Here is a 21,648-nt window from a genome sequence, read left to right as displayed (position 1 = left end):
GTGAACCCCGTCAGGCTAGCCCGCCCGGCCCGCCACCCACGCCCCGATCCGGTCCAGCAGCTCGTCGCCGGCCGCGTGCTCGGCATGCCCCATCCCCGGCTCCAGCCACAGTTCCCCCTGGTCACCGGCGGCAGCGGCCAGCATCCGGGGGTGGTCGACGGGGAAGTAGCCGTCGGCGTCGCCGTGCACGATCAGCAGCGGGGTGGGGGCGATCCTCGGCACCGCCTGGACCGGGGAGAGCGGGACCGGGTCCCAGTCCCGGTGGTGGATGCGCGTCCCGAAGCCGTAGCGGCCGACGATCCGCCCCTCCGGCCGCGTCACCATCCAGTGCAGCCGCCGCATCGGGGCGGTGCCCCGGTAGTACCAGCGGGCCGGGGCGCTGACCGAGACCACCGCGTCGCTCTCCCGGGGGTGCAGTGCCGCGTGCCGCAGCACCACCGAACCGCCCATCGAGAACCCGACCGTCCCCACGCGCGCGTGCCCCAGCTCCCGTGCCCACCGCACCGCCGCCGCCAGGTCGAGCACCTCCCGGTCCCCGACCGTGGAGCGCCCGCCGGAGGCGCCGTGCCCCCGGAAGGAGAAGGTGACGACCGCCCCGTAACGCGCGAAGGCCTCCGCCACCCTTCGTACGTGTGGCCGGTCCACGGCCCCGGTGAAGCCGTGGGCGACGACGAACACGGGGTGTCCGGAAGGCGTCCGCGGGGCGTCGCGCACCGCGGTACCGGGGTCGTACAGGGCGTCGATCGTCACCCCGTCGGCCGTACGCAGAAACGTCCGCGACGGCCTCCGCAGCGGCGTTCCCACGGGCGTCTCGGAGTGTGGACGATCGGTGGAACGCGCCACATGACCTGCCGGACGAGAGCTCATGTGGGCTATTCTGCTGGGCAGAGGACTCGGGCAGCGAAGCCCCCGGGTCCTTTTGTGCTTTCGGAAGCGTTGTATACGACGCGGGAAACCGCAGGTGTACGGGGCCTTCGGGATCGCAGACAGAGCGGTGCTGTACCAACAAGCGTCCTCGCAGGGACCGAGGAGGAACCAGACGTATGAGTTCTCTGCTGCTCCTGACCAACGCCCTCCAGCCGTCGACGGAGGTGCTCCCCGCCCTCGGCCTGCTCCTGCACAACGTGCGTGTGGCCCCCGCCGAGGGCCCCGCCCTCGTCGACACCCCCGGCGCCGACGTCATCCTCGTCGACGGCCGCCGCGATCTGCCGCAGGTCCGCAGCCTCTGTCAGCTGCTGCGCTCCACCGGGCCCGGCTGCCCGCTCGTCCTCGTCGTCACCGAGGGCGGCCTCGCCGCCGTCACCGCCGACTGGGGCATCGACGACGTCCTGCTCGACACCGCCGGCCCCGCCGAGGTCGAGGCCCGGCTGCGGCTGGCCATGGGACGGCAGCAGATCGTCAGCGACGACTCCCCCATGGAGATCCGCAACGGCGACCTGTCGGTCGACGAGGCGACCTACTCGGCCAAGCTCAAGGGCCGCGTCCTGGACCTCACCTTCAAGGAGTTCGAGCTCCTGAAGTACCTCGCGCAGCACCCCGGCCGCGTCTTCACCCGCGCCCAGCTGCTCCAGGAGGTCTGGGGCTACGACTACTTCGGCGGTACGCGCACGGTCGACGTGCACGTACGGCGGCTGCGCGCCAAGCTCGGCCCCGAGCACGAGTCGCTGATCGGCACCGTCCGGAACGTCGGTTATCGATTCGTTACGCCGGAGAAGCCGGAGAAGATGGAGCGCGCCGCCGAGGAGGCCAAGGCCAAGGCAGCCAAGGCAAAGCCGGACAGCGCGGACAAGTCGGCCGCCCTGGACGCGGCCGAGGCCCGCGCGAAGGCGTAAAGAGGCGTATTGCGCCGCCGACCTGGGCATCGCTTCCCGCACGGGGTAGCCCGGACGGCGGTTGGCATATCGTACGGAACCTCCTTTACGCCCTGCCCAGAGCCGGTATATCCGCGTAGACTCCGCGCGTGGCCAAGGTGACTCGGGATGATGTGGCGCGGCTGGCAGGGACTTCCACTGCCGTGGTCAGCTATGTCATCAACAACGGACCCCGGCCGGTCGCCCCGGCCACGCGCGAGCGTGTCCTCGCCGCGATCAAGGAACTGGGGTACCGGCCCGACCGGGTGGCCCAGGCCATGGCGTCCCGGCGCACGGACCTCATAGGCCTGATCATCCCGGACGCCCGCCAGCCCTTCTTCGGGGAGATGGCGCACGCGGTCGAGCAGGCCGCCTCCGAGCGCGGAAAGATGGTCCTCGTCGGCAACACCGACTACGTCGGCGAACGCGAGGTCCACTACCTGCGCGCCTTCCTGGGGATGCGGGTTTCCGGACTCATCCTCGTCAGCCACGCGCTCAACGACCTCGCCGCCGCCGAGATCGAGGCCTGGGACGCCCGGGTCGTGCTGCTGCACGAGCGGCCCGAGGCCATCGACGACGTCGCCGTCACCACCGACGACCTGGGCGGCGCCGAGCTCGCCGTCCGGCACCTGCTGGAGCACGGCCACGAGTACGTCGCCTGTATGGGCGGCATAGCCGAGACCCCCGCGGTCGGCGACCCGGTCTCCGACCACGTCGAGGGCTGGCGCCGCGCGATGGACGAGGCCGGGATCTCCACGGAGGGCCGCCTCTTCGAGGCCCTGTACAACCGCTACGACGCCTACCAGGCCGCGCTGAAGATCCTCTCCGGCCCCGAGCGCCCGCCGGCGATCTTCTGCTCCACCGACGACCAGGCGATCGGCCTGCTGCGCGCGGCGCGCGAACTGCGCATCGACGTCCCCGGCGAGCTGGCGGTGGTCGGCTTCGACGACATCAAGGAGGCGGCGCTCACGGACCCGCCCCTCACGACGGTCGCCTCCGACCGCCCCGCGATGGCCCGGGCGGCGGTGGACCTCGTCCTCGACGACGGGCTGCGGGTCGCGGGGGCCCGGCGGGAGCGGCTGAAGGTGTTCCCGTCGCGGCTGGTGACCCGGAGCTCCTGCGGCTGCGGATAGCCTCCGGCGGTTGAGGCGGCGGGCCTCTTTATATCGGGCATACGAGGTTCTGTCGGGCTTCTCAGGGAGCCCTCAGGAAGCTCTCATGGTCGGGCGACAAGCTCTGTTCCATGACCGAGAGCTTCCACCGCAGTGGCGAGTACCAGAACCCTTACGAGGGTCAGCAGCAGGCCCCGGTGAACCCCGAGTGGCCGCCCCCGCCGGCGTACGCCCCGGCGCACGCTCCGCAACCGAAGAAGCGCGGCCGTGGCCCCCTGGCCCTGATCGCCGCCGTGGCGATCGTGGCGGCGGCGATAGGCGGCGGCACCGCCTACGGCATCCAGGAGCTGACCGGCAACGACACCGTCGCCTCCAGCTCCACCAGCACCAACGTGGTCCCCTCCAGCCAGAAGGGCACTACGGCCGGCGTCGCGAAGGCGGTCAGCCCGAGCATCGTCGAGGTCAACGCCACCTCCAACGCCGGGTCCTCCACCGGCTCCGGAGTGATCATCACCAGTGGCGGCGAGATCATCACCAACAACCACGTCATCGCCGGTGCCGCCGAGGTCAAGGTGACGACCAGCGACGGCAAGTCGTACACCGCGAAGGTCGTCGGCACCGACAGCAAGAAGGACCTGGCGCTGATCAAGCTGGAGAACGCCTCCGGCCTGAAGGCGGCCACCCTCGGCGACTCGGACGGGATCCAGGTCGGCGACCAGGTCGTGGCCATCGGTTCCCCCGAGGGGCTGACCGGCACCGTCACCAGCGGCATCATCTCGGCCCTCGACCGTGACGTCACCGTCCCCACCGAGGGGGACCAGGGCCAGGGCCAGCAGTGGGGGCAGGGCCAGGGCCAGGGCGACGAGTGGCCGTTCGAGTTCGGCGGGCGCCAGTTCAACGGCGACACCGGCTCCGACACGACGACGTACAAGGCGCTCCAGACCGACGCGTCCCTCAACCCGGGCAACTCCGGCGGCGCGCTGATCGACATGAACGGCAACATCATCGGGATCAACTCCGCGATGTACTCGCCGACGAGCCAGGCCTCCTCGTCCTCCGACGCGGGCAGCGTCGGCCTGGGCTTCGCCATCCCGATCAACACCGTCAAGGCCGACCTCGCGAAGCTGCGGGCGGGGTCGACGGACTGAGTTCCACCGAACGCGTTCCACCGAGCGAGGAGTACGGCGATGATCCAGCAGATCGCACACGCGGAACCGGGCGGGGACCCGGCAGGAGTCGGGCTGGCCCTGGCGGTGGCGCACGAGCTGCACGCTCCGGCGGGCCGGGCGCCGGAGGTGGCGCCGGCACCGGGCACGACAACCCGGCGGACGGGCCGGTCCGCGAAGGCCCGGCGCCGCCGGGCGCCGCGCGGCTGACGCTCCTCCCGGCACCGCCCGCCGACGTGCGACGCTGAGACCGTCAGAGCAGCACCCCCGTCCCCCTTCACCCCCGAGGACCCCCGACCCATGAGCCCCGCAGACGGCGACCGTGACCCGCAGCGCATCCTGATCGTCGACGACGAGCCGGCCGTACGCGAAGCACTCCAGCGCAGCCTCGCGTTCGAGGGGTACGGGACCGAGGTCGCCGTCGACGGTGCCGACGCGCTCGAGAAGGCGGCGGCCTACCGGCCCGACCTGGTCGTCCTCGACATCCAGATGCCGCGCATGGACGGCCTGACGGCGGCGCGCCGCATCCGCGCCACCGGCGACACCACGCCGATCCTGATGCTCACGGCCCGCGACACCGTCGGCGACCGGGTCACCGGCCTCGACGCGGGCGCCGACGACTACCTGGTCAAACCCTTCGAGCTGGACGAACTCTTCGCCCGTATCCGCGCCCTGCTGCGCCGCAGCTCCTACGCCGCCGCGATGGGCGCGGCAGGCCCGGCCGACGAGGACGCGCTGACCTTCGCCGACCTGCGCATGGATCTCGCGACCCGGGAGGTGACCCGGGGCGGGCGCCAAGTGGAGCTGACCCGCACGGAGTTCACCCTCCTGGAGATGTTCATGGCACACCCGCGCCAGGTCCTCACGCGGGAGCAGATCCTCAAGGCGGTCTGGGGCTTCGACTTCGAGCCGTCGTCGAACTCCCTGGACGTGTACGTGATGTACCTGCGGCGCAAGACCGAGGCCGGGGGCGAGCCGCGCCTGGTCCACACGGTCAGGGGTGTCGGCTATGTGCTGCGGCAGGGCGGCGCGGAGTGACGAGGCTCGTACGCCGGTTCCGGTCGCTGCCGATCCGCTCCCGGCTGGCGCTGCTGGTGGCGGCGGCGGTGGCGTTCGCGGTGGCGGCGGTGTCGGTGACGTGCTGGTTCATCGTGCAGGGGAAGCTGTACGACGAGATCGACAACGATCTGAGGTCGTCGATCGGGACGATGCGCTCGGACGACTTCCAGAACCTCACGGACAACTGCCGCCAGACGCCGTCCGACGCGCTGGGCATGGGGACGCGGCCCAAGAGCTACGGGCAGCTGGTCCGGGCCGACGGCAAGGTGTGCCTCTTCCCGAGTTCCACGGCCCAGGTGGAGGTCCGCGGCGAGGACAAGGACGTGGCCAAGAACCCCGTCCCCGACCAGGGCCGGATCCGCGACGGCACGGACAACGACGGCAACAGGCTGCGCGTCCTGGCCACGGCGGTCGTCATCAAGGACGGGCCCCTGACGCAGGGGGTGGCCGCGGACTACTCCCTCGTGGTCGCCCTGCCGCTGAAGGGAACCCAGTCCACGCTCAACGAGCTGGCCCTGATCCTCCTTCTCGTCTCCGGCGTGGGCGTGCTCGGCGCCGGGGCCGCCGGTCTGGCCGTCGCCCGGGCGGGGCTGCGTCCCGTCGACGAGCTGACCGAGGCCGTCGAGCACGTGGCCCGTACGGAGGATCTGCACATCCGCATCCCCGTGGCGGACGACAGCGAGGACGAGATCGCCCGGCTTTCCCGGTCCTTCAACTCGATGACGTCGGCGCTGGCCAGCTCCCAGGAGCTGCAACAGCAGCTGATCGCGGACGCCGGCCACGAACTGCGCACCCCCCTCACCTCCCTCCGCACCAACATCGAACTCCTCACCCGCAGCGAAGAGACGGGCCGCCCGATCCCGGAGGCCGACCGCAAGGCGCTGCTCGCCTCGGTGAAGGCGCAGATGACGGAACTGGCCGCGCTCATCGGCGACCTCCAGGAACTGTCCCGCCCCGACACCGGCCAGCACGCGGACCGGACGCAGATCGTGGCGTGGCAGGACACGGTCGAGTCGGCGCTGCGGCGGGCCCGGCTGCGGGGGCCGGAGCTGACGATCATGGCGGACATCGAGCCCTGGTACGTCCGCGCGGAACCCTCCGCTCTGGAACGGGCGGTGGTCAACATCCTGGACAACGCGGTGAAGTTCAGCCCGGAGAACGGCACGATCGAGGTCCGCCTGGTCGACGGTGTCCTCACGGTCCGCGACCACGGACCGGGCATCCCCGCCGACGAACTCCCCCACGTCTTCGACCGCTTCTGGCGCTCCCCGACCGCACGGTCGCTCCCCGGCTCGGGCCTGGGCCTGTCGATCGTGGCGCGTACGGTGCAGCAGGGCGGGGGCGAGGTCTCCTTGTCCCCGGCGGAGGACGGCGGCACGGTGGCGACGGTACGACTGCCGGGGGCGGCTGCGCCGCCGCCCGAGGTGCCTTTGCCGTGACCGACGTCAGTCGCAGTCCTGGACTGACACCCGATGGTCCCGGGGACACCGACGAGCCTGGCGGGTGAAGTAGGGCAGATGCCCGGCAACCTTTCCGTGCGGGGTGGCGACTGGTCGGTGGTCATTCCCCCACACGGAACGGATCGCCGTATGAGTGAGCCGCGCAGCACCGCCCCGCACCGTCGCCGCAGAAGCCGCACCGCCCTCGCGGTCGGGGTCCCCCTGGCCCTGACCGCCGCGGGTGTCTTCACCTACGGCACCGACTTCCAGCAGGCCTCCGCCGCCGCCCCCGGCTGGGTCGGCGACACCGCCGACGGGTTCGCCTCCGTCAACTCCCTCGGGCAGAACGGGACGTACGGCGGGCGTGACGGCCAGGTCGTGACCGTGAAGACGCAGGCCGAGTTGGAGAAGTACGCCACCGCGAGTCAGCCGTACGTCATCGTCGTCGCCGGGACCATCGCCATGAACCCGGTCGGCAAAGAGATCAAGGTGCGGTCCGACAAGACCATCGTGGGTCAGGGAACCGCCGGTCACATCGTCGGCGGCGGGTTCTTCCTCGGCCAGGGGGTTCATAACGTCATCATCAGGAACCTGACCATCCGGGACGCCTACCAGGGCGTCTGGAACGACAAGGACCATGACTTCGACGCGATCCAGATGGACGGCGCCCACCACGTCTGGATCGACCACAACGACCTGCGGCACATGGCCGACGGGCTCATCGACGTCCGCAAGGACTCGACGAACGTCACCGTCTCCTGGAACAAGCTGAGCGACAACAACAAGACCTTCGGCATCGGCTGGACCGAGAACGTCAAGACCGACATCACGATCCACCACAACTGGATCCGCGAGACCGAGCAGCGCAACCCCTCCACGGACAACGCCGCCCACGCGCACCTCTACAACAACTTCCTGGAGGACGCCCCGGGCACCACCATCAAGTCGTCGTACGGGAACTACTCGCGCGGCGGCACGAAGATGGTCCTGGAGAACTCCCTCTTCCAGGGCGTCAAGAATCCCGTCATCAAGGACAGCGGCGCCTCCGTCGTCCAGCGCGGCAACGTGTTCTCCGGCACCAGCGGGCGCAACGAGAGCGGCGGGAGCGCCTTCGATCCCAAGGCGTACTACTCCTACACCCTCGACAAGGCCACCGATCTGCCCTCCGTGCTCAAGGCCGGTGCCGGGCCCCGCGCCTCCCTCGGTACGACGTCCGCCTCCACCAGGGCCGCCGCGGCCACCACCCTCACGGTCGCCCAGGACGGCAGCGGCCAGTACCGGACCGTGCAGGCCGCGGTGAACGCCGTCCCGGCGAACAACCCCTCGCGCGTGGTGATCGCCGTGAAGCCGGGGACGTACCGGGAACTGGTGAAGGTGCCGTCCAACAAGCCGCACGTCACCATCCAGGGCACCGGCGGCAGCCGTAAGGACACCACGATCGTCTACAACAACGCCTCCGGTACGCCGAAGCCCGGCGGCGGCACGTACGGCACGGGCGGCAGCGCCACCGTCGCCGTCGAGGCCGACGACTTCCAGGCGCGCAACCTGACCATCTCCAACGACTTCGACGAGAAGGCCAACCGGCACATCAAGGACCAGCAGGCCGTCGCGCTGCGGACCGCCGCCGACAAGGTGTTCCTGGACGGGATCATCGTCACCGGTGACCAGGACACCCTGCTGCTCGACACCGCGTCGAAGGACCGGCTGGGCCGGGTCTACGTCGCCAACTCCTACGTCATCGGCAACGTCGACTTCATCTTCGGCCGGGCCACGGCCGTCGTCGACAAGTCCGTCATCACGCTGAAGAAGCGCTGGGACGGCAGCTCGGGCGGGTACATCGCCGCGCCGAGCACCGCCGCGAACCGCAAGGGGTTCCTGATCGCCAACTCCACGGTGAACGGTGACGTCTCGGCCGGGACCTTCTACCTCGGCCGGCCCTGGCACGCGGGTGGAGACGCGTCCCTCGATCCGCAGGCCACGGTCCGCAACACCAACCTGAGCAACGCGATCAAGTCGGCCCCGTGGACCAACATGGGCGATTTCTCCTGGAAGGACGACCGGTTCGCCGAGTACGGCAACTACGGCGCCGGGGCGGGCCCGGCGAGCTCGAATCGGCCGCATCTGACCGACGCGCAGGCCGCGAACCAGGAGGTCGCGGACTGGCTCGCGGGCTGGACGCCTTCGGCGTCCTGAAGACTCCCTTCCGGGTCCGGCTGACGAGCGGCGCCGGGCCCGGAAGGGCCACCATCCCCGCTGTCGCTACTGCTTCCAGGCGTGGTGCAGCCGGTCCAGACCGCTCTGGTTGTTCACCGTCAGGCTGAGCCGGGTGCCCGTGCCGTGCAGCGTGGTGAGGGAGTAGGTGTCACCGCTGCGCAGGCCGGGCCAGTAGACCGAGCCCAGGCCCAGTTCCCGGATCGTGTCGGTCGCGGCCTGGATGTACGCGATCTCGTTGGAGGTGCCCACCGGGCCGTTGTAGTCCAGGCCGGTGGTCATGGAGGCGCCGAACTCGTCGAGGATCGTGCGCGAGGCGCAGTCCCCGATACGGCTCTTGAAGTCGGCCTTCCACTGGTCGACGCTGGTCCAGTCGGTGTGCCAGAAGCCGTAGTTGTGCAGGGCGAGGCGGGTGCCCTTCAGGCGCGGGTCGGCGCAGACCGGCTTGACGTCCTCGCTGTACTTGTAGCCGCCGATCAGGACGCGGTCGCGCGGCACCGTGCGGTAGGTGTTCACCCACTTCGCGGCGACGTCCGTCCACTCCTGGGCGGTGTAGCCGAACGGTTCGTTCATCGGCTCGAAGTACACGCGGGAGTTGTGGGAGTAGGCGGTGGTGATCCGCTTCCACATCCGGTCCCAGGAGGCCTGGTCGTCGATCCTGCCGTCCTTGGCGTCGTCGGCCTCCCAGTAGCCCAGGATGACCTTGAAGCCCTTGGCGGTGGCGGCGTCGATCGCGCCCCGGTACGACTTCCAGAAGGGGCCGTTGACGGAGGTCGGGTTGACCGGCAGGCGGACGGTGTTGGCGCCCAGCCCGGAGAATCCGCCGATGATCGCCTTGGACTTGGCGTAGGTGGTGGCGTAGCTGTCCGACGTGGACAGGCCCGAGGGGACGACCGCGTCATGGGCGTAGTTGTCGCGCGGGTCGGCCCAGTTGACGCCCTTGAAGTCGCTGACCGGCGGCGGGGTTGCGGGACGGTGGGCGGGTGCGGCGGCGGCGGGGGAGGCGAGGGCTCCACCGAATGCCGTGACGCAGGCCAGCAGCGCCCCCACGCAAGCTGTCCCGCGATGGTTCCTCTGAGACACGACATCCCCTTCTGAGCAGGTGCGAAGGTGAGCGGCCCGCGGACGGACCGCTCATGGGAGCACGAAACTAGAAGGAGACTCGAACAGAGGTCAACACATCAGAACACAAAGTTTCATCCCACCGTCAGCCCCGACCCCGACACCCGCACCCGGATTCCGTTCTCCTCCACCCGTACGTCCTGCAACCGCACGTTCCCCTGGTCCGGTTCGGGCAGTTCGAAGGCCAGGGAGAGGCGGTCGGCGAGGACCGGGCGGGTCAGGCCCGCCAGGGAGTCGAGCAGGTTGGGGTCGAGGCCCAGACGGCGCATGACCTCGGGGTTGTCCAGGGCCAGGTCGATGAGGTTGAGGCCGGCGGCCTGGCGGGCGAAGCGCGGGGAGCCGGTCAGCTCGGCGAGCTTGCCGTCGTCGGCCAGCGCCTCGCGCACCGTAGCCTCGGGCACACCCATCCGCCGCACGATGGCCGGGACCGACAGCAGTGCCTTGGCCTTGCGGGTCTCCCGGGCGAGGTCGGCGGTGCCCTTGGCCGTCAGGTGCAGGCCCTCCGAGGCGCGGGTGCCGGGGCGGTAGGTGGCCAGTTCGCCGATGTCCAGGCGCATCTTGCCGATCTCCGTGGCGATGCCCCGCTCGCCCTGCCGCCGGATCCGCGCCTCGGCGCGCACCCGCAGGTTGTGCCCGGCGACCGGCAGGGTGCCGTCGGCCCGGACCCGGTCGCGGCCCTCGCCGGTGAACGTCACCTGGGAGGCGCCGAGTTCACGGTTGAGATCGGCGAAGGTGAGCTGGACGTCCCCGTCGAAGCGGGGCACGTGGGCGCCGCGCACGGAGGTGAGGCCGTCGGCGTTCAGCGTCACGTCGTGGGCCGTCGCCGACACCTTGGCCAGGGAGACCCGGTCGGCGGCGACGTCCGGGACGGTCACCTTCACCGAGTCCAGCCGCTTGTCGGCGAGCTGGGTGAGGAAGGGGAAGCCGCCGATCTCCACCTCGGGCGCCGCGGCCAGGTCGAGGCGGTCCTTGAGGGTGCCGGCGGCCCGGTGCTCGGCGTAGAGCACGGCCCAGCGGTCGCCGAGGGCGGTGAAGGAGGCGAGGACGGCCAGGCCGACCACCGCCTTCACCGCGAGCGGCAGGCCCGCGAAACGATTCTTCCTGCGTCGCCTGCCGCCGCGGCGGTGGTCCGGCGGGGTCCAGGCGTCCTCGGCGCCCGCGTCGCGTTCCTCCGTGAGGAACTCCTCCAGAGGGGTCTCCTCCAAAGGCCCGTCATCGAGGGCGGCGAGCTCCTCGTACGGGTTCGGTCGGGGATGCGCATCTAGGTGGTGGGGGGTACGCATCGATCCATCCGATCATGCGTACCTCCCCCACCCGCAACCTGAACCCCGGGTATGCGACTTACTTCACGATGGTGATGCGGTCCGCCTTCGGCGGCGCGATCGGGCTGGTGGCCGAGGAGTTGGCGGTCAGGTACTGCTCCAGGGCCGTCAGGTCGTCGCTGCCGACCACGTCGTTCGTGCCCTGTCCGAGGGTCGGGAAGCCGTCGCCGCCGCCCGCGAGGAAGCTGTTCGTCGCGACGCGGTAGGTGGCCGCCGGGTCGATGGGCGCGCCGTTCAGCCTGATGCTGTCGGTGACCACCCGGTCGGCGCCGGACTTGGTGAGGTCCAGCGTGTACGTCAGGCCGGAGGAGACCTGGAGGATCTTCGGGGATGCCTCGTTCGGGCCGGACACCTGCTCCTTGAGCGCCTGGACGACCTGCGCGCCCGTGAAGTCCTGGAGGTTCACGGTGTTGGCGAACGGCTGGACCGTGAAGCCCTCGGCGTAGGTGACGACCCCGTCGCCCTCACCGGCCTTGGCCGCGTAGGTCAGCGGGGCGCGGATGCCGCCCGGGTTCATCAGCGCCAGGTCGGTCTCCGGGTCGAGCTGCTTGCCGTGGGCGAGCTGGGCGTCGGCGATGAGGTCGCCGAGCGGGGACTCGCTGCCGGTGTTGCCGATGTCGCCGGAGATGTAGCCGATCGGCTTGTTGCCGATGGGCGCGGCCAGGGTGTTCCACTTGCTGATCAGCCGGGTCATGTCGGGCGCCTTGGGGACGTCCCGGGTGACCACGCGGTTCGCCGACTTCACGGCCGTACGGGCGATGTCGCCGGTCTTCCGGTCGTAGGTCAGCGTGGTGTCGGTGTAGAGGCGGCCGAAGGACGCGGCCGAGGTGACCATGCGGGGCTTGCCCGCCGGGTCGTCGATGCTGCACACGTACGCGTTGTGGGTGTGGCCGGTGACCAGCGCGTCCACCTGCGGCGTGACGTTCTTGGCGATGTCGACGATCGGGCCGGAGATGCCGTCGCCCGCGCCCGGGGAGTCACAGTCGTAGTTGTACGACGTCGACGCCGGGAAACCACCCTCGTGCAGGAGCGCGACGATCGACTTCACGCCCTGCTTCTGGAGCACCTTGGCGTACTTGTTGATCGTCTCGACCTCGTCCTTGAAGGACAGGCCCTTGACGCCCTCGGCGGAGACGATGTCCGGGGTGCCCTCCAGGGTCACTCCGATGAAGCCGACCTTGACGCCGTTCTTCTTCCACACCCAGTAGGGCTTGAGGATCGGCTTCCTCGTCTTCTCGTCGAGGACGTTGGCGGCCAGGTAGGGGAAGTCGGCGCCCTTGAACTTCTTGTCCGTGTAGCAGCCGTCCTTGGGGTGGCAGCCGCCCTTCTGGAGACGGGCCAGCTCCTTGGCGCCCTCGTCGAACTCGTGGTTGCCGACGGAGGTGACGTCGAGGTCGAGCTTGTTCAGCGCCTCGATGGTCGGCTCGTCGTGGAAGAGGCCGGAGATCAGCGGGGAGGCGCCGACCATGTCGCCGCCGGCGGCCGTGATGGAGTACTTCTCGCCCTTGCGGGCCTGCCGCAGATGCGTGGCGAGGTACTCGACACCACCGGCGTCGATGGTCTTCGTCGTCCCGTCGGGCTGCTGCTCGGTGACCCGCCCGGAGGAACCGGCCGGCGGCTCCAGGTTGCCGTGCAGGTCGTTGAAGGACAGCAGCTGCACGTCCTGGTAGCGGCCGTGCCCGTGTCCGTGCCCGCCCTTGCGGTGCTTCTCTCCGGCACTGGCCGAACCGGGCAGCGCCGCGGCGGCCAGCGCGCCGACGGTGACGACACCGGCGGTGAGAGCGACGAAACGGTTGGTACGACGTCTGCGCTCCTGGTGCGCCGACGCCGGTGAAGTGGCTGGCATACGCCCCCCCTGTGGGTCTGCTGTCGGTTCTGCTCGGACGGTGTTGCCGTCCGGCGCAGCCTAGAGTCAACGCGCGTAGCGCAACAGGTGTTTCGTGGTTACGGCTGGGTTGCTTCTTTGCCGCCGTTTTGCCGGTGCGGCCCCGTACCCTCGTACGCATGACCAGCGACGACACCGTACGGCCCGGACGCCCCCGCTCGATCGAGACCCTTGCCGCGCTCTCCGCGGAGCAGACCGAGGCCGTACTCGGACTGCTCGACGAGGCGGCCGGGACCGACGGGCAACAGGCGGTGTCCGAACAGGGCCGGTTGCAGTTGCGCGGCGGGGAGCGGGAGGGCGTGTCCCATCTGCTGCTGACCGTCGGCGGGGAGCTTGTCGGTTATGCCCAGTTGGAGGACACGGACCTGGTGGAGCCGCCGGCCGCCGAGCTGGTCGTGCACCCCGGGCACCGCGGGCACGGGCACGGGCGGGCACTCGGCTCGGCCCTGCTGGCGGCCTCCGGCAAGCGGCTGCGGGTGTGGGCGCACGGCGGGCACTCCGCCGCCCGGCATCTCGCGCAGGTCCTCGGCCTCACCCTGTTCCGCGAACTGCGTCAGATGCGACGGCCGTTGACCGACTTCGACGCACCCGAGCCGGTCCTCCCCGAGGGTGTCACGGTCCGCACCTTCGTCCCCGGCAAGGACGACGCGGCCTGGCTCGCGGTGAACGCCGCCGCCTTCGCCCACCACCCCGAGCAGGGCTCCCTCACCCAGCGCGACCTCGACGACCGCAAGGCCGAGCCGTGGTTCGACCCCGAGGGCTTCTTCCTCGCCTTCCGCGGCGACGAACTCGTGGGCTTCCACTGGACCAAGGTGCACGCCGAGGAGGGCCTGGGCGAGGTCTACGTCCTCGGCGTCGCCCCCGGCGCGCAGGGCGGCGGCCTCGGCAAGTCCCTGACCACGATCGGCCTGCGGCACCTCGCGGGGCAGGGCCTGCCGACCGCGATGCTCTACGTCGACGCCGACAACAAGGCGGCGGTGTCGGTGTACGAACGACTGGGCTTCACCACGCACGAGGCGGACCTGATGTACCGGACGGAGACGTGACGGAGGAGGGGCCGGAGGATTCCGGGCCAGGGCATCGCGGGCGGGCGACTCGCTCACCTCGGCTCGCGGCGACGCGCAGTACCTCCCCCAGCGACTCCACCGCCCTGACCAGTGCGAAACGCAGCGCGCGCTCACCGGCCCCGGTGTCGCCGGGCACGGCCCTGGCACCGCCGAGCACCTGCTCGGCGGAGGCCAGTTGAGCGGCCTCGATGTCATCGGCGAGCCGGGAGAGCAGGCTGTCGGGGTCGTCGGTGCTGAGGTAACAGGGCCGTCCGTCGGTCCCGGTCCAGGGGAGCAGCCTCATACGAACACCTTCTCGGCGCGTAGGTACGGCCGGACGAGCGGGCTGTCCATGAGCGGGGGTTCCGGGTACCGGGGGCAGGGGACCGGCGGGCTCTCGGGCAGCGCCGGGGGCCGCCGGGCCGACACCGTCGCCGTTCGATGCCGCCCTCGCGCGGGCAGCAGGCTCCGCAGGAGGGCGAGCAGCAGGGACTCGCAGAGTTCGGCGATAAGCAGGCGCACGGGAGCGTCCCTTCTCAGGGCAGGGGGAGGGAAGGCGGGGTTGACGAGCGGTGATTACCGTTCGTGCCCTGATCGTCACTGATGACCCGTACGCTGCGGAAGAGGTCTGGCGTTGTCTGGCGGCGCAGGCAACGGGGAGGGGTGACATGGGCGAGAAGGTTGACGCGGAGCCGGTTTCCGGGCGGGCGATGCTCGGGCAGACGCTGAGGGTCCTGCGGGAGAAGGCCGGAAAGTCCCTGGGGCAGTTGGCTGAGGACACCGGCTACGAGAAGAGCTATCTGAGCCGGCTGGAGTCGGGCCAGCGGCTCTCCAAGGTGACCGTCATGGAGGACCTGGACGGGTACTACGGGGCCGGTGACCTGCTGGTTCGGCACTGGCGCGCCGCGCGGTTGGACGCGTTCCATGACCAGTACAAGCGGTTCATGGAGCTGGAGGCGACGGCGCGGATCATGTGGTTGTTCACGCCAGGTGTGCCTGGGCTGTTGCAGACCGAGGACTTCGCGCGGGAGGTGTTGTCTGGGGCCCAGACAACAGCCGACGGCGACGACTGGGTGGAGGAACAGGTGGCGGCGCGGATGGGGCGGCAGTACCTGCTGCGGCGACAACCGCAGCCGGATGTCCGCATCATCCTGGACGAGACCGCACTCCGGCGTCCCGCCGCCAGCCACCAGACCTGGCTTGATCAGCTGGTCCGTCTGGAAGAAGCCGCGCTGGAGCACAACATGGCGCTCCAGGTACTCCCCTTCTCCGCAGGGGTGCATCACCATATGACCGGTTCGCTGACGTTGCTGTGGCAGCGGGACGCAAGTGCCGTTGCCTACAAGGAAGGCAACGAATGCAGTCGGCTGATCGAGGATCCGGACGAGGTCCTCCGGGAGCGATTGTCCTACGATCGGCTGCGCGACCCGGCGTTGCCCCCGTCGGACTCGCTGACGTTCATCAGTGCCGTACTGAAGGAGCACCGGCATCATGAAGCACACCCCTGACCTGACCGCCGCAGTGTGGCGCAAGTCGAGCTACAGCGGTGGCGGAGCCAACGACTGCGTCGAGGTCGCCGACAACTGTGCCGGCATCATCCCGGTCCGCGACAGCAAGCAGCCCCAGGGCCCAATACTCGTGTTCGCCACGACCTCGTGGACGTCGTTCCTGGCGGACGTCAGGAGTCGATGACACCGGCCCCGACAGTTCGGCAGCTGGAGGAGTGCAGAGTATGAGCGAGGCCTCCAACCTCAGCACCGCGCAGTGGCGCAAGTCGAGTTACAGCGAGGGCGGAGCCAACGACTGCGTCGAGGTCGCCGACCACTGCCCCGGCATCATCCCGGTCCGCGACAGCAAGCAGCCCCAAGGCCCGATACTCGTGTTCGGCGCGAGCCCCTGGGCGTCGTTCCTTACGTACGTCACCGACTGACTGCCGGGGTCGCCCAGGACGGGCGCCAGGTCTCGTCGTCGGTGAGTCGGGGTTGGGCCGCCAGGTGGGCGCGCAGGGCGGTCAGGCCCGGGTGGAGGTTTTCCGGGCGCCAGAGCAGGGAGTGCGGGTAGACCGGGGTCGGGTCCCGCAGCGGGACCAGGCGCAGGTCGTGGCCGGTCGGCCAGACCAGCGGGGTGCGTTCGCTGAGGAAGGTCGCCAGGGTCGGGGACTCCGCGATGGTGTCGAGGAGGGCCTCGATGCCGAAGTTGGGGCCGATGGTGTCGATGGTCGGGCCGAAGGTCGCGGCGAGTTCGTCGTAGTAGGCGGCCCACTCCGTGCCCGGCTCGTTGCCCGGCATCCAGATCCGGTGTCCGGCCAGCTGAGCCGGCGTCACCCAGTCGGCCCGGGCGAAGGCGTGGCCGGGGCCGACGCAGAGCCGCATCGGCTCGTCGAGGACCGGGGTCGCCGTGATGCCGTCGGGGAGCCGGTGCCCGGGCATGGTGACGGCCCGGAACGTGGCGTCGACGGACCCGTCCCGCACGGCGGCGACCGCCGTGTCGACTCCATACAGGGTGACGACGTCCAGCGTGATCTCCGGGTGCGCCCGGTGGAAGTCCCGTACCAGTCCCGCCGTGGCGACCCGGCGCCCCACGACGTCCACCCGCAGCGCCCGGTCGCCGGGCCGCACGGCGGCCACCGCCCGTTCCTCCGCCTGGAGCAGGGCGCGGGCGTGGGGCAGCAGGGCCTGCCCGTCGATGGTGAGTTCCGCCCCGCGCGGCGTGCGGACCAGCAGCCGCACCCCGAGGTCCTTCTCCAGCGCGGCGATCCGCTTGGACACGGCCTGTTGGGTGAGGGCGAGGTCCACGGCGGCCTTCTGGAACTGCCCGGAGTCGGCGATCGCGACGAAGGCGCGTACGGCTTTGAGGTCCACGGCGGGCAGCCTAGCCACACAACAAGTAGTTGTCCGGCGAGCCGTAGGACTCCCGTCTCGATGGGCGCGCCACAGGTGCATCACACAACCGACAGATGTGCCCGGCCCCGGCCTAGAACCGCACCCGCCGCCGCAGCGGCTCCACCGCGCACACCGCGCCCAGCAGCACCGCCCCGGTCAGCACCACGCCCCACCGGTCGTGGGCGGCGGCCCACCGCGCGTCCTCCACGGGCACGAACAGCGCCCAGCGCCCGGGCCAGAGCAGCATCACCAGGACGGCCGTGGTCAGCAGCCCGCCCGCGACCGGCGGTCCGGGGCGGGTGACCTCGCTGAAGCGCACCGCGGCCGCCGCGCCGGTCACGGCCAGGGCGCAGGCCGCCCCGGCCTCCAGGGTGATGTCGCCCACCGGGGGCCGTGCGCCCGGCGGCACGAGCAGCAGGGCCGCCGTCCACCAGGCCGCCGCGGCCGGGACGGCCAGGGCGACGCGCATGCCGAACCGGACCGGGCGCGGGGTCGGCACGGCTGCGGTGGTGTGCCGGGCCGGGTCGTCCAGGAGGAAGGCCAGGCCCACCGCGAAGGCGAGGATCGCGGCCCGCAGCAGATACAGGGAGAGCCGTTCCGCGCTCTCGCCGGTCCGGGCCAAGGCGGTGAACAGCAGCCCCAGCGCCCCGGCCGCGCCGACCGTCCCCCAGGGCAGTGTCCGGTGGACGGGGAGCACCAGGTGATGGGTCAGGAGCACTTGTCCTCCCCGTCGGGCGCGGGCAGGTCCAGCAGCTCGGCGGCCCGGGCCGCAGTGAGCTTCGGCGCGGTCAGTTCACGCCAGTGGTCCTTGACCCGGGCACCGGCCTCGTCGCGGGGCAGGTCGAGCAGGGCGCGCAGCACCTCGGTCTGGGCCGTGGTCATGGACAGCCCGTCCGTGGGCTGGAGCACCATGGCGGAGCCGCTGATGCTGTCGTCGAGCCGGACGTGGCGCAGCGCGTCGAGGGGGTCGGACTCCCAGCCCACGGCCAGCCACATGAGGGGGACGACACGGGCGTCGCAGATCGAGGTGGACGCCTTCTCGTCGCCCGCGATCAGCACACCGGCCACGGCCGCGGCGAACTCGGGGACGCGGTTGCCGCCCCACCGGGTGCCCACCGTCACCTCGTGCGGACGCTCCAGCGGTGCCAGCGCGCCGTCACCGGAGAGGCCGTAGCGCGCCTCGACCCGCTGCCGTACGACGATGTCCTGCTCGTGGGCGGTGCCCCCGGCCAGGGAGCGGACCCGGTCCACCACCGTGGCCCAGTCCGCGACCCGTGGGCCCCACTCGGGGAACGCGCAGTAGGTGGAGCCGTCCCGGCGGGCGCAGGTCTGCGTCTGCTCGGGGTGCACCGTGGCGCGTTCGCGGGCCTTGACCAGCCCGGGCGAATCGCCGCCCGACTGGGCCACCGCGCCGGTCAGCGTCATGGCGAGCGCCGCAGCGGTACCGGCCAGGACGGCCGGCTTGCGGCCACCGGCGGCCAGGACCGCCACCAGGCCCAGGGTCAGGGCCAGTCCGACGAGGTACAGGGCGTGCCAGGCGGCGGGCCGGCCCAGCAGGTCGGAGGGCAGGGTGTTGCTCGTGGACTCGGCGACGGCCGGCATCAGCCAGCGGCCGGCGCCGTCGCCCGTGCCCGAGAGGAAGGCGAACAGGAAGAGCCCGAACACGACCAGCAGCGGGGCCGCGAGGACCGACCTGACCAGCACGGCCAGGAGCAGCCCGGCCAGCCCCGACAGCAGCACGGTCAGCGGCCCGACGAGGAGTTCGGCCGGCGAGCCGTGCCCGATCGCCCCGGGCCGCAGTGCCTCCCGGCCGAACTGCCCGGCCACGCACACGGCGGTGACCAGGGCCACGGCCACGACCGACAGGGCGTGGGCGACCGTACGGCACCACTGCGGGAGCGGCAGCACCGCGAAGTGTTGCTCGGTGCCGTACCGCCGGGAGCGCAGCGCGGCGTGGTTGACGGACAGCAGGACCGCGAGGCCGACCAGCAGCGGGGCGTTCTGGGTGGCGCGGTCGGCGTCCTGGAGGGCGGGGTGGTCGCCCCAGGCCTTCCCGGCGCGCCACACGGTCCAGCCGAGGTACCCGGCGAAGGCGAGCAGCACCGGGATCCGGGTCAGCAGCCGGCGGGACTCGAACAGGGCGAGGGCGAGTACGGCCTTGAAGGGCCCGCCGGACTCGCTCCGGGTCCCGGGGGCGAGCGGCTTCTCCACGAGCGTGGTCACGCGGCCACCTCCGCTACGGCGTCGTCGAGGGTGAGCAGGTAGCCGTCCTCCAGGGTGGGTTCGAGCAGGTCGGCGCCGGCCGGCGGGTCCCCGACGTTGCGGAAGGTCCCGGTGCCGGTGCGCCAGCCCGCCTTCGCGCCCGGGTCGCGCTCGGTGCTGCTCCACACGTGCCCGGCGGCCCGCGCGGTCAGTTCGGCCGGGGTGCCCTCGAAGCGCACCCGGCCCCCGGCCATGACGACGACGCGGTGGCAGAGCATCGCCACGTCCTCCGTCTGGTGGGTGGACAGCAGGACCGTCCGCCCCTCCCCGGCCTGGGCGATCAACTCCCGGAACCGCATGCGCTGTTCGGGATCGAGCCCGACGGTCGGCTCGTCGAGGACCAGGAATCCGGGCTCACCGACCAGGGCGGCGCCCAGGGCGACGCGCTGCCGCATGCCGCCGGACAGCTTGCGGATCCGCTTGCCGCGCACGTCCGTGAGGCCGACCTCGCCGAGCACCCGGCGCACCTCCCGGTGCCGGGCGGGGCGGTCGGTCATCTCCTTCAGGATCGCCACGTAGTCGACGAACTCGAAGGCGGTGAAGTCCGGGTGGAAGCCGGGCGTCTGCGGCAGGTAGCCCAGCCGGCGCCGTACCTCCTGACGGCCGCGGGCGGTGCCCGGGTCGAGCCCGAGGACGGTGAAGGCGCCCCGGTCGGCGGGCAGGGCCGTGGCGAGCACCCGCAGCAGTGTGGTCTTGCCGGCGCCGTTGGGGCCGAGCAGCCCGGTGACGCCGGCGGTCAGGCGCAGCGACACGTCGTCGAGGGCCCGGGTGCCGCCGTAGCGGAGGCTCAGCCCGGAGGCGGACACGGTCGGGGTCATACGGCACGTCCCTGGAAGAGGTCGAATCGGTCACGGAGCAGGAAGAGCAGCCCGGCGGCGAGCGCGGCGACCAGCGCCGCCACGCCCTGCCCGGCCGGGGTGAAGGGCGCGAGCGGCACGTCCGCGCCGGTGCGCACCGCGTCGGCGGTCAGCAGCAGCCCGACCCAGGCCCCGCCGACCAGGGACGGTGCGACCACCGGCCCGAGCCGGGGGGTGAGCGCGAGCCCGGTCGCGGTGAGCGCCAGCGCGGGCAGCAGCCAGGCCAGTGCGCGCAAGCCGTAGGCGGGCAGGGCGAGGGTCGCCAGGCCGTTCAGCCCCAGCGCCACGCCCAGCACGGCCACCGTCCGGATCATCAGCAGCCTGAACCCGTGCATCGGCGCGACGACGGCCATCTCGTACGTGGGGTCCAGCGCGGGCCCGTACGACAACGCCACCCCGGCCAGCGGCAGCAGCGGCGCGAGGGCCAGGAACAGGGTGGGGAACTCCCCGCCGCGCACCACGTGCCCGGCCCCCACGCTCAGCAGCAGCACGGCGACGACGGCCCCGAGCCAGGACCGGCGCAGCACGGGCGTCGCCGCCAGCAGCCGCGCGGTGTGCCCTGCCACCCCGATCCGCACCAGCAGCCGCTCCAGCAGCCCCGTGCGGGGTGCGTCCAGCTCGGCGTCGAGCCGCTCCCACCCGGCGTCGAGGACGGCCGGGTCGCCGGCCTCGGCCAGGGCGGCGCGGCACCGGGCGCAGGAGGTCAGGTGCGTGTCGGCGGACCAGAGCAGGGGGGCCGCCAACTCCCCCCGCGCGTAGGCGCGCAGATCCTCATCGGACACGTGCCAGCTCATGCCAACGCCTCCCGCAGCTGCTTGCGGGCCCGCATGGCCCGCGTCTTGACCGTCCCGGGCGGAATCCCGAGCAGTACGGCCGCCTCGCGGGTCGTCAGCCCGTCGATGACCGTCGCCTGCAACACCGCCCGCAGCTCCGGCGACAGCCGGACCAGGGCCCCGGCGAGGTCCCCGTGCTCCACCCCCGCGAGCACGCGTTCCTCCGCCGACACCTCGTCCCGGTGCCGCAGCCGGGCCAGGGCCTGCCGCAGCCGCCCGCGCGCCCCGTCGCCGCGCAGCGCGTCCACCAGCAGCCGCGACCCGACGCGCCACAGCCATCCGGCCGCGTCGCCGTCCTCCCGGTAGCGGGCCTTGCCCCGCCACACCGCGAGGAACGTCTCCTGCACGACGTCGTCGACGACCCCGAGATCGGCGCACCGCCCCCGCAACCGGGCCCGGAGCCAGGGCGCGTAGCGCCGGTACAGCTCCTCGAAGGCGCGCCGGTCGGCGTCCGCGGTGATGGCCCGCAGCAGCTCCCCGTCGCTTCTCGTATCGCTCACATCTCCTCATCGGACAGCCCGGGCCGAACGGTTCACGAAACCACGCTTGACTTTTCGGCTCCCCTTCCACCACCCTTTCACTACTCAATTAGTGAAAGGGTG

Annotated in this window: 23 protein-coding genes; 11 read left to right on the top strand and 12 right to left on the bottom strand. The window is 71.5% G+C overall.

Annotated elements, in window-relative coordinates; genetic code table 11:
- Positions 1-15: 15 nt before the first annotated feature.
- Entirely contained in the window at positions 16-867 is an 852-nt protein-coding gene (locus ACFZDE_RS20880) for an alpha/beta fold hydrolase (RefSeq protein WP_391201540.1), read from the bottom strand.
- Between the two features lie 176 nt (positions 868-1,043).
- Here ACFZDE_RS20880 and ACFZDE_RS20875 point away from each other — a divergent pair, with 176 nt between their 5' ends.
- The 7 genes from ACFZDE_RS20875 to ACFZDE_RS20845 all read left to right on the top strand — a co-directional run bounded on the left by ACFZDE_RS20875 (position 1,044) and on the right by ACFZDE_RS20845 (position 8,819).
- Positions 1,044-1,832 carry a winged helix-turn-helix domain-containing protein gene (locus tag ACFZDE_RS20875; protein ID WP_391000358.1) on the top strand — a complete coding sequence of 263 codons (789 nt, stop codon included), beginning with the start codon at positions 1,044-1,046 and terminating at the stop codon, positions 1,830-1,832.
- A gap of 128 nt (positions 1,833-1,960) precedes the next feature.
- Positions 1,961-2,983 carry a substrate-binding domain-containing protein gene (locus tag ACFZDE_RS20870; RefSeq protein ID WP_391000355.1) on the top strand — a complete coding sequence of 341 codons (1,023 nt, stop codon included), beginning with the start codon at positions 1,961-1,963 and terminating at the stop codon, positions 2,981-2,983.
- A gap of 110 nt (positions 2,984-3,093) precedes the next feature.
- On the top strand, positions 3,094-4,110 hold the full coding sequence (locus ACFZDE_RS20865) for a trypsin-like peptidase domain-containing protein (protein WP_391201537.1): 1,017 nt from the start codon (positions 3,094-3,096) through the stop codon (positions 4,108-4,110).
- 39 nt (positions 4,111-4,149) lie between these two features.
- Positions 4,150-4,338, top strand: a complete 189-nt coding sequence (locus tag ACFZDE_RS20860; protein WP_391201534.1) for a hypothetical protein — start codon at positions 4,150-4,152, stop codon at positions 4,336-4,338.
- 90 nt (positions 4,339-4,428) lie between these two features.
- Positions 4,429-5,166, top strand: coding sequence for a response regulator (locus tag ACFZDE_RS20855; RefSeq protein ID WP_391000346.1), 738 nt, complete (start codon positions 4,429-4,431; stop codon positions 5,164-5,166).
- Complete coding sequence (locus tag ACFZDE_RS20850; protein WP_391201531.1) at positions 5,163-6,626, top strand: ATP-binding protein; 1,464 nt, start codon at positions 5,163-5,165, stop codon at positions 6,624-6,626. Before ACFZDE_RS20855 ends, ACFZDE_RS20850 begins: the two co-directional genes overlap by 4 nt.
- A gap of 150 nt (positions 6,627-6,776) precedes the next feature.
- On the top strand, positions 6,777-8,819 hold the full coding sequence (locus ACFZDE_RS20845) for a pectinesterase family protein (RefSeq protein WP_391201529.1): 2,043 nt from the start codon (positions 6,777-6,779) through the stop codon (positions 8,817-8,819).
- A 66-nt stretch (positions 8,820-8,885) separates the two neighbouring features.
- On the opposite strand, the gene ACFZDE_RS20840 is transcribed toward ACFZDE_RS20845, so the two are convergent.
- The 3 genes from ACFZDE_RS20840 to ACFZDE_RS20830 form a co-directional block, all read right to left on the bottom strand.
- Positions 8,886-9,920 (bottom strand): cellulase family glycosylhydrolase, encoded by a 1,035-nt coding sequence (locus tag ACFZDE_RS20840; protein ID WP_391201526.1) that lies wholly within the window; start codon positions 9,918-9,920, stop codon positions 8,886-8,888.
- Between the two features lie 113 nt (positions 9,921-10,033).
- Positions 10,034-11,242, bottom strand: a complete 1,209-nt coding sequence (locus ACFZDE_RS20835; RefSeq protein ID WP_391201524.1) for an LmeA family phospholipid-binding protein — start codon at positions 11,240-11,242, stop codon at positions 10,034-10,036.
- 58 nt (positions 11,243-11,300) lie between these two features.
- Positions 11,301-13,127 (bottom strand): 5'-nucleotidase C-terminal domain-containing protein, encoded by a 1,827-nt coding sequence (locus ACFZDE_RS20830; RefSeq protein WP_391201521.1) that lies wholly within the window; start codon positions 13,125-13,127, stop codon positions 11,301-11,303.
- Between the two features lie 158 nt (positions 13,128-13,285).
- On the opposite strand from ACFZDE_RS20830, the gene mshD reads away from it, so the two are divergent.
- A complete protein-coding gene (gene mshD, locus ACFZDE_RS20825) occupies positions 13,286-14,212 on the top strand; it encodes a mycothiol synthase (protein ID WP_391201518.1) in 927 nt (308 codons plus the stop codon).
- Here mshD and ACFZDE_RS20820 read toward each other — a convergent pair.
- Both ACFZDE_RS20820 and ACFZDE_RS20815 read right to left on the bottom strand, forming a co-directional pair.
- Positions 14,169-14,516: a hypothetical protein gene (locus tag ACFZDE_RS20820; RefSeq protein ID WP_391201515.1), complete on the bottom strand. Its 348-nt coding sequence runs from the start codon at positions 14,514-14,516 to the stop codon at positions 14,169-14,171. The two genes, mshD and ACFZDE_RS20820, sit on opposite strands and share 44 nt — an antisense overlap.
- Complete coding sequence (locus ACFZDE_RS20815; protein ID WP_391201512.1) at positions 14,513-14,734, bottom strand: hypothetical protein; 222 nt, start codon at positions 14,732-14,734, stop codon at positions 14,513-14,515. The genes ACFZDE_RS20820 and ACFZDE_RS20815 overlap by 4 nt, the downstream gene beginning before the upstream one ends.
- A gap of 146 nt (positions 14,735-14,880) precedes the next feature.
- Here ACFZDE_RS20815 and ACFZDE_RS20810 point away from each other — a divergent pair, with 146 nt between their 5' ends.
- Genes ACFZDE_RS20810 through ACFZDE_RS20800 form a run of 3 tightly spaced genes read left to right on the top strand, consistent with a single transcriptional unit; the run spans position 14,881 to position 16,142 of the window.
- Entirely contained in the window at positions 14,881-15,720 is an 840-nt protein-coding gene (locus ACFZDE_RS20810) for a Scr1 family TA system antitoxin-like transcriptional regulator (protein ID WP_391201509.1), read from the top strand.
- Positions 15,704-15,904, top strand: a complete 201-nt coding sequence (locus ACFZDE_RS20805; protein WP_391201506.1) for a DUF397 domain-containing protein — start codon at positions 15,704-15,706, stop codon at positions 15,902-15,904. The genes ACFZDE_RS20810 and ACFZDE_RS20805 overlap by 17 nt, the downstream gene beginning before the upstream one ends.
- A gap of 40 nt (positions 15,905-15,944) precedes the next feature.
- Entirely contained in the window at positions 15,945-16,142 is a 198-nt protein-coding gene (locus tag ACFZDE_RS20800) for a DUF397 domain-containing protein (protein ID WP_391201503.1), read from the top strand.
- Here the strand turns inward: ACFZDE_RS20800 and ACFZDE_RS20795 are convergent.
- The 6 genes from ACFZDE_RS20795 to ACFZDE_RS20770 form a co-directional block, all read right to left on the bottom strand.
- Complete coding sequence (locus tag ACFZDE_RS20795; protein ID WP_391201501.1) at positions 16,132-17,073, bottom strand: LysR family transcriptional regulator; 942 nt, start codon at positions 17,071-17,073, stop codon at positions 16,132-16,134. The two genes, ACFZDE_RS20800 and ACFZDE_RS20795, sit on opposite strands and share 11 nt — an antisense overlap.
- 112 nt (positions 17,074-17,185) lie before the next feature.
- Entirely contained in the window at positions 17,186-17,812 is a 627-nt protein-coding gene (locus ACFZDE_RS20790) for an ABC transporter (protein WP_391201498.1), read from the bottom strand.
- Complete coding sequence (locus tag ACFZDE_RS20785) at positions 17,803-19,317, bottom strand: ABC transporter permease (protein WP_391201495.1); 1,515 nt, start codon at positions 19,315-19,317, stop codon at positions 17,803-17,805. Before ACFZDE_RS20785 ends, ACFZDE_RS20790 begins: the two co-directional genes overlap by 10 nt.
- Positions 19,314-20,174, bottom strand: coding sequence for an ATP-binding cassette domain-containing protein (locus ACFZDE_RS20780; protein ID WP_391201492.1), 861 nt, complete (start codon positions 20,172-20,174; stop codon positions 19,314-19,316). Before ACFZDE_RS20780 ends, ACFZDE_RS20785 begins: the two co-directional genes overlap by 4 nt.
- Positions 20,171-21,007, bottom strand: coding sequence for a zf-HC2 domain-containing protein (locus ACFZDE_RS20775; protein WP_391201489.1), 837 nt, complete (start codon positions 21,005-21,007; stop codon positions 20,171-20,173). Before ACFZDE_RS20775 ends, ACFZDE_RS20780 begins: the two co-directional genes overlap by 4 nt.
- Complete coding sequence (locus ACFZDE_RS20770) at positions 21,004-21,546, bottom strand: sigma-70 family RNA polymerase sigma factor (protein ID WP_391201486.1); 543 nt, start codon at positions 21,544-21,546, stop codon at positions 21,004-21,006. Before ACFZDE_RS20770 ends, ACFZDE_RS20775 begins: the two co-directional genes overlap by 4 nt.
- Positions 21,547-21,648 lie beyond the last annotated feature (102 nt).

The sequence above is a fragment of the Streptomyces sp. NPDC007929 genome (assembly GCF_042959065.1).
Lineage (GTDB): Bacteria > Actinomycetota > Actinomycetes > Streptomycetales > Streptomycetaceae > Streptomyces.
This window is presented reverse-complemented; position numbering and strand designations above follow the sequence as displayed.

What these genes read in the sequence shown, in the direction of transcription:
- ACFZDE_RS20810 (WP_391201509.1), top strand. Translation starts at nt 14,881, where the DNA reads ATGGGCGAGAAGGTTGACGCGGAGCCGGTTTCCGGGCGGGCGATGCTC.
- ACFZDE_RS20880 (WP_391201540.1), bottom strand. Translation starts at nt 867, where the DNA reads ATGAGCTCTCGTCCGGCAGGTCATGTGGCGCGTTCCACCGATCGTCCA.
- ACFZDE_RS20855 (WP_391000346.1), top strand. Translation starts at nt 4,429, where the DNA reads ATGAGCCCCGCAGACGGCGACCGTGACCCGCAGCGCATCCTGATCGTC.
- ACFZDE_RS20830 (WP_391201521.1), bottom strand. Translation starts at nt 13,127, where the DNA reads ATGCCAGCCACTTCACCGGCGTCGGCGCACCAGGAGCGCAGACGTCGT.
- ACFZDE_RS20780 (WP_391201492.1), bottom strand. Translation starts at nt 20,174, where the DNA reads ATGACCCCGACCGTGTCCGCCTCCGGGCTGAGCCTCCGCTACGGCGGC.
- ACFZDE_RS20875 (WP_391000358.1), top strand. Translation starts at nt 1,044, where the DNA reads ATGAGTTCTCTGCTGCTCCTGACCAACGCCCTCCAGCCGTCGACGGAG.
- ACFZDE_RS20835 (WP_391201524.1), bottom strand. Translation starts at nt 11,242, where the DNA reads ATGCGTACCCCCCACCACCTAGATGCGCATCCCCGACCGAACCCGTAC.
- ACFZDE_RS20845 (WP_391201529.1), top strand. Translation starts at nt 6,777, where the DNA reads ATGAGTGAGCCGCGCAGCACCGCCCCGCACCGTCGCCGCAGAAGCCGC.
- ACFZDE_RS20775 (WP_391201489.1), bottom strand. Translation starts at nt 21,007, where the DNA reads ATGAGCTGGCACGTGTCCGATGAGGATCTGCGCGCCTACGCGCGGGGG.
- ACFZDE_RS20805 (WP_391201506.1), top strand. Translation starts at nt 15,704, where the DNA reads ATGAAGCACACCCCTGACCTGACCGCCGCAGTGTGGCGCAAGTCGAGC.
- ACFZDE_RS20820 (WP_391201515.1), bottom strand. Translation starts at nt 14,516, where the DNA reads ATGAGGCTGCTCCCCTGGACCGGGACCGACGGACGGCCCTGTTACCTC.
- mshD (WP_391201518.1), top strand. Translation starts at nt 13,286, where the DNA reads ATGACCAGCGACGACACCGTACGGCCCGGACGCCCCCGCTCGATCGAG.
- ACFZDE_RS20865 (WP_391201537.1), top strand. Translation starts at nt 3,094, where the DNA reads ATGACCGAGAGCTTCCACCGCAGTGGCGAGTACCAGAACCCTTACGAG.
- ACFZDE_RS20800 (WP_391201503.1), top strand. Translation starts at nt 15,945, where the DNA reads ATGAGCGAGGCCTCCAACCTCAGCACCGCGCAGTGGCGCAAGTCGAGT.
- ACFZDE_RS20860 (WP_391201534.1), top strand. Translation starts at nt 4,150, where the DNA reads ATGATCCAGCAGATCGCACACGCGGAACCGGGCGGGGACCCGGCAGGA.